The following is a 317-nucleotide window of genomic DNA, read 5'->3' as shown; positions in this document are numbered from 1 at the left end:
CCTGACGCAACAGTTCGCTCGCGTTGGTCACATAACCGCCCGTGGCCACGAAGTCCACGCCCGGCATCACCTGACGATGCACGACCTGGTCATAGTCCTGCAGATAATCGACCACATCGGTCAGACCCGGGCTGCTCGGCACGCCCGTGTGCAGATTCAGCGAGCCGCGCCGCAGGTCGGCGTCGATCAGCAACACGCGCTTGCCCGATGCGCCGGACACTGCGGCGAGATTCACCGAGACGAACGATTTGCCCACCATCGGCGTCGGCCCCGCGAGCAGCACGACATGATTCGACGCATTCGCCAGCGAATATTCG

Annotated in this window: 1 pseudogene; it reads right to left on the bottom strand. The window is 63.7% G+C overall.

The features are described from left to right. Positions 1-317 (bottom strand): annotated as a pseudogene (locus SB772_RS39790) (sugar transporter); the annotation flags it as partial.

The organism is Paraburkholderia sp. SIMBA_030 (assembly GCF_046535245.1).
In the GTDB taxonomy this organism is placed as follows: domain Bacteria; phylum Pseudomonadota; class Gammaproteobacteria; order Burkholderiales; family Burkholderiaceae; genus Paraburkholderia.
The sequence above is the reverse complement of the archived record's forward strand: the minus strand, read 5'-3'. Positions and strand labels throughout refer to the sequence as shown.